Raw genomic sequence first — 8,678 nt, 5'->3', positions numbered from 1 at the left:
CAACGCAACAAACCCGGCCCCATAAACTGCCAGCAGAGATGAGCATTCACGGCCATGAGCCACTCTGACGCGCAGCTCTGGGGGGCGGCGATTCAGACTGCTTGCCGCCGGCGGGAGATAGCGCAGGGATGCAAGCACCCTGCTGTTTGAACCCGACGCTTGTACTTGGTCCGGGGGACCAAGTACCGGGTGAGTTCAGGGTGCGCCCGTAGCTATCTCTCGACAAGGGCACCGGTGCGCAGCACCGGCAAGTAGTCAGCCGCCCCCCAGAGCTGCGCGTCAGAGTGGCGTCTTACTGAGTCCCTCCCTGGCATGAATGGGCCTGAACTGCCCCCCAATCAAAGAACCAGACAAAGACAAAGACAAAGACAAAGACAAAGACTGCAAAAATAAACCACGCAGATATAAAAAAAGCACAGTAAAAACTGTGCTTTTCTCACCAAACAACACAAGAAATCAGGCTTTAACCATTTCCAGGTTGTCGATCAAACGCGTCGCGCCCAATTTGGCAGCAGCCAATGCCACCAACGGTTCACCAGCTGCAATTTGCTCTGGCGTCGGTTCCAGCAAATCCGACTGACGACGCAAGGCCATATAGTCCACCTTCCAGCCCAGGTCGGTCATCTTCTTGGTCGCATAAGCCTCGATCTCCTCGCGGCTTTGACCTTGCTGCAAACGCTCATTCATTTCCTGCAGTGCGTAATAAATCTGCGGAGCCTGAGCGCGTTCCTCGGGACTCAAATAGCGATTACGCGAAGACATGGCCAAGCCATCCTCTTCCCGCACCGTCTCATGAGCCAGAATCTCTACCGGCAACTGGAACTGGCGCACCATCTGACGCACCACCATCAACTGCTGATAATCCTTCTTCCCGAACACGGCCACACGCGGCTGCACACAGGAAAACAGCTTCAACACAACCGTACACACGCCTTCAAAGAAGTCGGGACGGAAGTGGCCTTCCAGAATGCGACCCAAATGATCAGGCGGGCTGACGCGAAAACTCTGTGGCTCGGGGTACATCTCGCGCTCCGAAGGAGCAAACAAAACATACACATCGCGCTCCTGCTCCATCTTGGCCGCATCTTCCTGCAAAGTGCGCGGGTAACGATCAAAATCCTCGTTAGGGCCAAACTGCAGGCGGTTCACAAAAATACTGGCCACCACCGGATCGCCATGCTGACGAGCCAACTTCATCAAGTCCAGGTGAGCTCGATGCAGATTCCCCATGGTTGGAACAAATGCCACGCGTGTCTGGCCCTGGAGCTGATCGCGCAGTTCTTGGATGTTATGGACGACTTTCAAAAAATTCTCCGCTACGGAATAAGATCAGGCCCATCGGCCTGCGCTCGAATATAAGTCAGGCGCAAATAAATAGGAGCGTAGGGCTCGGCCTGCGTGATTTCAAGCAGTGACTCTCGTGCCAATTCCAGCATCGCCAGAAAATGCACGACAAGCACCGCCGCCGGATCACCCTGATCCAGGCGTTCATTAAACAGCTCTGTAAACTCCATGAAGCGCACATGCTGCAAACGTCGCAGAATCTGGCTCATGTGATCCCGCACCGACAACTGCTCACGCGTAATCTTATGACTGGCATTGAGCTTGGCACGCTTCAAGATGCCCAGCCAGGCCTCGCGCAAATCATCCGCATTCACTTCCGGCGGAATGGCCTCAATAACCAGTTCGGCCTGGGCATTGGCCAGCAGATAGTCGCGCCCCATCAAGGGTAGCTCGTCCAGACGACGCGCGCCTTCCTTCATGCGCTCGTATTCCAGCAGCCGGCGTACAAGCTCGGCACGCGGATCATCCACCTCTTCGCCCGTGTCAGCGCGCCGCACTGGCAGCAACATGCGGGATTTAATCTCGATCAGCAGCGCGGCCATCAAGAGATACTCCCCCGCCAGCTCCAGATTGGTGGCGCGGATCTGCTCCACATAGGCCAGATACTGCCCGGTGACCTGGGCCATCGGAATATCCAGCACATTGAAGTTCTGCTTGCGGATCAGATACAGCAACAGATCCAGCGGGCCTTCAAAGGCGTCCAGAAATACTTCCAGCGCATCAGGCGGAATATACAGATCCTGAGGGATCGCAAACAGCGGCTCACCATAAAGACGCGCCAGCACATCCTCGGGCTGAGGAGCTGGCGTATCCACAACAGTCTGCTGTGCGATCTCAGTCACAGGCGCAGGTGTACAGATTTAGTTGTTTTCGTAGTACACGTAAGGTTTCTGAGGCGTGCGAGCAGCCTTGTAACCGTCTTGCAGTTCCTGGTCAATCTGCTTGTCCCACAGACGATAACGGCCTTCACGCTGCCGTGCTTCGGTATCCGCGTTCTGCTCTTTATACTGTTTAAGAAACTGGGTAATTTCGGATTCGAAATTCTTTGCCATAATACCTGTACGCCTAAATAAATTGGATAACAGAAAAGTTTGAGTTTACTGCACCGCACACCAGAGAGTTCGCCGCATGGCATCTGAACAGACCGAAGCCGCCAAACCGGCGACCATGTCCCCTCAAGAGCGTCGAGCCATACGCATTATTCCCTACATTGTGGGATGTGCATTGTTCATGCAAATGCTGGACTCTACGGTTGTAGCCACTGCCCTGCCCACGATGGCCTTGTCGCTGGATACCAGCGTCATCCGCATGAATACCATCATTACCAGCTACCTGCTGGCCGTGGCGGTATTCGTTCCAATCAGTGGATGGGCTGCAGACCGCTTTGGTGCTCGCAAGGTGTTCCTGGCCGCCATTCTACTCTTTACCGCCAGTTCTGTTGCATGTGCCCTGTCCCAGACCCTGTCACAACTGATCATTTCCCGCGTGATACAAGGCATGGCCGGAGCCATGATGGTGCCGGTGGGACGCATTATCTTACTGCGGCGCGTCCCTAAAGATGAGCTTTTAAGCGCCATGGCGGTGCTGACCTTGCCTGCCTTGCTCGGCCCCATCATCGGCCCGCCCGTGGGTGGTTTTTTAGTCACGTACGCCAGCTGGCACTGGATTTTCCTGATCAACATCCCCGTTGGCATACTGGGCATTGCCCTGGTGCTGCGCTATATCCGCGAGGACTACCCCACAGAGCGCCCGCCCCTGGACTGGCTGGGCTTTATCTTGAGCGCCATCTGTCTGGCCACTCTGGTGACCAGCTTCGAGAACGTAGGCCATGGCACGCTGGGCTGGGATACCTTGGGCTGGCTGACACTGGCCGGTCTGGTCGCTGGCGCATGGTACGTCTGGCACTCCCGGCAAGTTGCCTACCCAATAATTGATTTGTCCTTGCTGCGCACCAAAACCTTTGCCATTTCCGTGCTGGGCGGCAATCTGTGTCGTTTCTCGCTGGGCGCTGCGCCATTTCTTTTGGCCATCATGCTGCAAACCAACTTTGGCATGAGCGCATTATCAGCAGGCCTGATCACCTTTACCGGTGCCATTGGTGCCTTGGGCATGAAACTGGTGGCCCCACCCATCATCCGGCGTTACGGTTTTCGCAAAGTCCTGATCGTCAACGCCTGGCTGACGGGCCTGTTCATTGCCCTATGCGCCATGTTCCAGGCCACCACGCCCATGTGGCTCATGATTGCCGTCCTGACCGCAGGCGGTTTTTTCCGCTCCCTGCAGTTCACCGCAGTCAACACCCTGACCTACGCCGACCTGGATTCTGAGGCCATGAGCCAGGCCAGCAGTTTTGCTGCCATGGCGCAGCAACTGGCTATCAGTCTGGGCGTAGCGTGTGCGGCGGTCACCCTGAATGTCAGCATGGCATTGCGCGGAGCCAGCAGCGTGGAGACCCAGGATACGATCTGGGCCTTTCTGATCCTGGGTGCGATTACCGCCATCTCCAGCCTGTCCTTTGCCCGACTGTCAGCCAGTGATGGTGAGTCTTTGCAGAAGAAGTAGGCCAGCAAGACTGAAGGAGCAAGGCACGCAGCGGCTCAAGCTGCTGTCTTGCTCAAGCTGCGCTTACGCCGGCTTATCCTCATCCTCCAGCAACATCACCAGCTTGCAATCCGGCCGTATCGCCAGGCGAAAGGTAAATTGCTGAAAGCGGCGCACTCCCTGGCTGGGGTGCCGGAAATCCCGCAAGCCGCCCTCCCGCTCCACCACGGTCTGGCGTCCCCACCAGAAAGCGAATACCTGACTTTGCTGCGCCAACTCCTGGATCAAAGCCTGTATATCGGCCTCGTCCGCATGGGCGCCTACGTCAGCACGGAACTCGGCCACGACGCGGCTGGCGCGCTGCTCCCAGTCCACCACCAGCTCCCGCGCTGCGGGGTCCAGGAAGATATAACGCAGCAGATTGGGCTGCTCGCTACGGTCGGGCCAGCCGTCAAACAAGCCCAGCAAGGCTTCGTTGCGGGCCAGTACGTTCCAGCTGCGGTCCAGAATGTAAGCCGGGGCGGAGATGCTATCGACGCATGCGCTCAGGCCTTGCGGCAAAGGTTGAATATCGCCCTGCCAATGCTCGGGATCGGCGCAGTCGGCCAGTTCAAACAGGTAGTGGCGCTCGGCTCTGGCCAGTTTCAGGACAGTCGCCAGGCGGGCGCAGACCGTGGGGGACACGGTAACGTCGCGACCCTGCTCGATCCAGGTGTACCAGGTGGTGCTGATATCGCACAGCTGCGCCACTTCTTCGCGACGCAAACCAGGAGTGCGACGGCGCACACCGGGGGCCAGCCCCAGGTCTACAGGCTGGATACGCTCGCGTGCATTACGCAAAAATCGTCCCAAAGCCTGACGCCGGGTTTGAGAGGCGCTCTCGGCGCCGCCCGGATTAGCCCCTGTTGGCCCCGTCGTTCCCATATCAGCCTAATACGCCCGACAAGCTGCGGCGTACGTCTTCTTCCGTACGACCACTGCGCTGGATATAGTCTTGCAACTGGTCTTCACCAATATTGCCCACGTTGAAGTACTTGGACTGCGGGTGGCTGAAGTAGAAGCCCGACACACTGGAAGCCGGAATCATGGCGTAGCTGTCGGTGATGAACATCTCGATGTCTTCACACTGCAGGACACGGAACATATCGTGCTTGACCACGTGTTCCGGGCAAGCCGGATAGCCGGGTGCAGGACGAATGCCCTGGTATTTCTCGTCGATCAGCTCTTCGTTGGAGAGGCGCTCGTCGGTGACATAGCCCCACAAGTCGGTACGTACGCGAGCATGCAGACACTCGGCAAAGCCCTCGGCAAAACGGTCGCCCAGTGCCTTGATCATCAAGTCCGAGTAATCGTCGCCGGCAGCCTGAAAGCGCTCGGACAGTTTGTCTACGCCAATCCCGCCTGTAACCGCAAACATGCCGATGTAATCGGCCACACCGCTTTCTTTCGGAGCAATGTAGTCAGCCAGACACTTGCTATCCACGCCTTCACGCTTGACGCCTTGCTGACGCAGGTTGCGCCAGGTGAACAGGACTTCGCTGCGTGATTCGTCCGAGTAGACCTCGATATCTTCGCCATTGACGGTGTTGGCGGGGTAGAACGCAATCACACCGTTTGCCGTCAACCAGCGTCCTTCAATGACTTTCTTCAACATGGCCTGCCCTTCGGCAAAAAGCGTCTTGGCCTGCTCGCCCACCACCTTGTCTTCCAGAATGGCCGGATACTTGCCGAACAAGCTCCAAGTCTGGAAAAACGGCGTCCAATCGATGAACTGGGCAATATCGGCCAAGTCGTAGTTTTTGAAAGTGCGGCGGCCAATGAATTTGGGGCGTGGCGGTACGTAAGTGGACCAGTCAATGGCAGGCTTGTCTTCGCGCGCTTTTTCCAGCGAGATCAAAGGCGTGGCTTTGCGATTGGCATGGCGCTGGCGCACTTGCTCGTATTCCTCGCGCACTTCAGCCAAAAACTCTTCCACATTGTCCGACACCAGTTGGGTAGCCACACCCACGCAGCGGCTGGCGTCCGGAGTATAGATAACCGGGCCGTCGTAATGCGGGGCGATCTTCACCGCCGTATGCACGCGGCTGGTGGTTGCGCCACCAATCATCAAAGGAATATTGCGCTCACGGAAGTACGGGTCGCGCTGCATCTCGGAAGCGACATAGGCCATTTCTTCCAGGCTGGGAGTAATCAGGCCGGACAAACCCACGATATCGGCCTCCACTTCTTTGGCCTTGGCGAGGATCTCGGCACAAGGCACCATCACGCCCATATTGACCACTTCAAAGTTATTGCACTGCATCACCACGGACACAATGTTCTTGCCAATGTCATGGACGTCGCCCTTCACCGTGGCAATCACCATGCGGCCTTTGGAGCGCACATCACCACCTGCGGCCTCGATCTGGCGCTTTTCTTCTTCGATAAAGGGAATCAGGTGGGCCACGGCCTGTTTCATTACACGCGCGGATTTCACCACCTGCGGCAGAAACATCTTGCCCTGACCGAACAGGTCGCCCACCACGTTCATGCCGTCCATCAAGGGGCCTTCAATCACGCTGATGGGGCGACCACCCTGGGCATCGATCTTCTGACGAACTTCTTCCGTATCTTCCACGATGAAGCTGGTAATGCCATGCACCAAAGAGTGGATCAGACGCTGTTCGACGGTGGTTTCACGCCAGCTCAGGTCTTCCTCTTTCTTGGCGCCGGAGCCTTTGACGCTCTCGGCCATTTCCACCAGACGCTCGGTGGGGGTGCGTTCGTCAGCCGGATCGGTTTTCCCTTTGGGCTCGGCCCGATTCAGGATCACGTCTTCGATCAAGTCGCGCAGATGCGGTTCGATATCGGCGTACACACCCAACTGACCGGCATTCACAATACCCATGGTCAGACCTTCCTGAATAGCGTAGTACAGGAAGACGGTGTGAATAGCCTCGCGCATGGCTTCGTTGCCGCGGAAGGAGAAACTGACGTTGGAAATACCACCGGACAAGCGTGCATGCGGCAGATTCTTGTGAATCCAGCCAACACCGCGAATAAAGTCCAGACCGTAAGTCGCATGTTCGTCCATGCCGGTTGCAACAGCAAAGACGTTGGGGTCGAAAATAATGTCTTCAGGTGGGAAACCGACTTCGTCCACCAGCAAGCGATAAGCGCGCTCACAAATCTCCACCCGGCGCTCGTAACTATCAGCCTGACCTTGCTCATCAAACGCCATCACAACAATGGCGGCACCGTATTTACGACACAGACGGGCATGTTCCAGGAAAGGCTCAATGCCCTCTTTCATGGAAATGGAGTTCACGATGGCCTTGCCTTGAACGCAACGCAAACCCGTTTCGATCACATCCCACTTGGAGCTGTCGATCATGATGGGCACGCGGGCAATATCCGGCTCGGAGGCAATCATGTTCAGGAAACGATGCATACAGGCTGCCGAGTCCAGCATGCCTTCGTCCATATTGATGTCGATAATCTGTGCACCGTTTTCCACCTGCTGACGGGCCACCGACAAGGCTTCTTCGTAGTTTTCTTGCTGAATCAGGCGCAAGAAAGCCTTGCTGCCCGTGACGTTGGTACGTTCACCCACGTTCACAAACAGGGTTTCTTCGTCAATATTCAGTGGTTCCAGACCCGACAAACGGGTTTTGACAGGAACTTCAGGAACAATGCGGGGAGGCAGCTTGCGGCACAGCTCGGCAATGGCGGCAATGTGCTCTGGCGTTGTGCCACAGCAGCCACCCACCATATTCACCAAACCGGCTTGCGTGAATTCTTGCAGCAGGCTGGAGGTATCGGCAGGCGTCTCGTCAAAGCCGGTCTCCGCCATGGGGTTGGGCAAACCGGCGTTGGGGTAGACACACACATAGGTGTCACAAATCTTGGACAGCTCGGCCACGTAAGGGCGCATCAAGGCAGCGCCCAAGGCACAGTTCAGGCCAATCGTAATAGGACGGGCATGACGCATGGAGTTCCAGAAGGCCTCCACGGTCTGACCAGACAAGATACGGCCCGAGGCATCCGTGACCGTGCCCGACACCATCACCGGAACGCGCTCGCCGCGTTCATCAAAGACCGTTTCCAGAGCAAAAACAGCCGCCTTGGCATTCAACGTGTCAAAGACGGTTTCGATCAGCAGAATATCGACGCCACCATCCAGCAAGGCTCGAACCTGCTCCGTATACGCTACACGCAGTTGCTCAAAGGTGACGTTACGGGCGGCCGGGTCATTCACATCCGGGGAAATAGAAGCCGTCTTGGGCTGCGGGCCCAAGGCACCGGCTACAAAACGCGGCCACTCGGGTGTACTGAAGGCATCGCGCGCCTGACAGGCTAGTTGGGCAGAAGCCAGGTTCAGGTCATAGCTGATGCCCTGCAAATCGTAGTCACCCTGGGCAATATCCGTTGCACCAAACGTGTTGGTGCTGATGACGTCGGCACCGGCAGACAGATATTTCTCGTGAATTTCACGAATGATGTCAGGGCGTACCAGCGACAGCAATTCGTTATTGCCTTTGACGTCCTTATGGTGATTCGCGAAGCGCTCGCCCCGGAAATCGGCCTCGCCCAATTTGTAACGCTGAATCATGGTGCCCATTGCACCATCCAGAATCAGAATTTGCTGCCCCAAACGGCGCGCAAACTCGGTACCACGCGTATAGGCAGAGATCGGATAAGGCAAAGCAGGATAGGACACTAAAAGCTCCGTAACACGAAACGGGACGTTGACGGCATCTGACAGCAAGAGCCGCGAGAATGGTGGATTGGCGCCACAATTGTAGCGCTTTGTA

General features: G+C 56.7%; 6 protein-coding genes. 1 reads left to right on the top strand and 5 read right to left on the bottom strand.

Annotated features, from left to right (window positions below; genetic code table 11):
• Nucleotides 1–456: 456 nt before the first annotated feature.
• From panC to KOE80_RS11610, 3 genes are read right to left on the bottom strand one after another with little or no spacing between them, the layout of a single operon-like run.
• The gene (gene panC, locus KOE80_RS11620) at nucleotides 457–1,305 is read right to left on the bottom strand and encodes a pantoate--beta-alanine ligase (protein WP_009458740.1); all 849 of its coding nucleotides are present in this window, start codon (nucleotides 1,303–1,305) and stop codon (nucleotides 457–459) included.
• Nucleotides 1,306–1,316: 11 nt separating this feature from the next.
• Nucleotides 1,317–2,159: a segregation and condensation protein A gene (locus KOE80_RS11615; RefSeq protein WP_009458739.1), complete on the bottom strand. Its 843-nt coding sequence runs from the start codon at nucleotides 2,157–2,159 to the stop codon at nucleotides 1,317–1,319.
• Nucleotides 2,160–2,204: 45 nt separating this feature from the next.
• Nucleotides 2,205–2,396, bottom strand: coding sequence for a DUF3460 family protein (locus KOE80_RS11610; RefSeq protein ID WP_009458738.1), 192 nt, complete (start codon nucleotides 2,394–2,396; stop codon nucleotides 2,205–2,207).
• Between the two features lie 76 nt (nucleotides 2,397–2,472).
• Here KOE80_RS11610 and KOE80_RS11605 point away from each other — a divergent pair, with 76 nt between their 5' ends.
• Entirely contained in the window at nucleotides 2,473–3,906 is a 1,434-nt protein-coding gene (locus tag KOE80_RS11605) for a DHA2 family efflux MFS transporter permease subunit (RefSeq protein WP_035270372.1), read from the top strand.
• A gap of 63 nt (nucleotides 3,907–3,969) precedes the next feature.
• On the opposite strand, the gene KOE80_RS11600 is transcribed toward KOE80_RS11605, so the two are convergent.
• Both KOE80_RS11600 and metH read right to left on the bottom strand, forming a co-directional pair.
• A complete protein-coding gene (locus tag KOE80_RS11600) occupies nucleotides 3,970–4,809 on the bottom strand; it encodes a helix-turn-helix transcriptional regulator (RefSeq protein ID WP_060185322.1) in 840 nt (279 codons plus the stop codon).
• A 1-nt stretch (nucleotide 4,810) separates the two neighbouring features.
• Nucleotides 4,811–8,584, bottom strand: coding sequence for a methionine synthase (metH, locus tag KOE80_RS11595; RefSeq protein WP_022983630.1), 3,774 nt, complete (start codon nucleotides 8,582–8,584; stop codon nucleotides 4,811–4,813).
• Nucleotides 8,585–8,678 lie beyond the last annotated feature (94 nt).

Source organism: Alcaligenes sp. 13f (assembly GCF_020496585.1).
Lineage (GTDB): Bacteria > Pseudomonadota > Gammaproteobacteria > Burkholderiales > Burkholderiaceae_B > Alcaligenes > Alcaligenes phenolicus.
The sequence above is the reverse complement of the archived record's forward strand: the minus strand, read 5'-3'. Positions and strand labels throughout refer to the sequence as shown.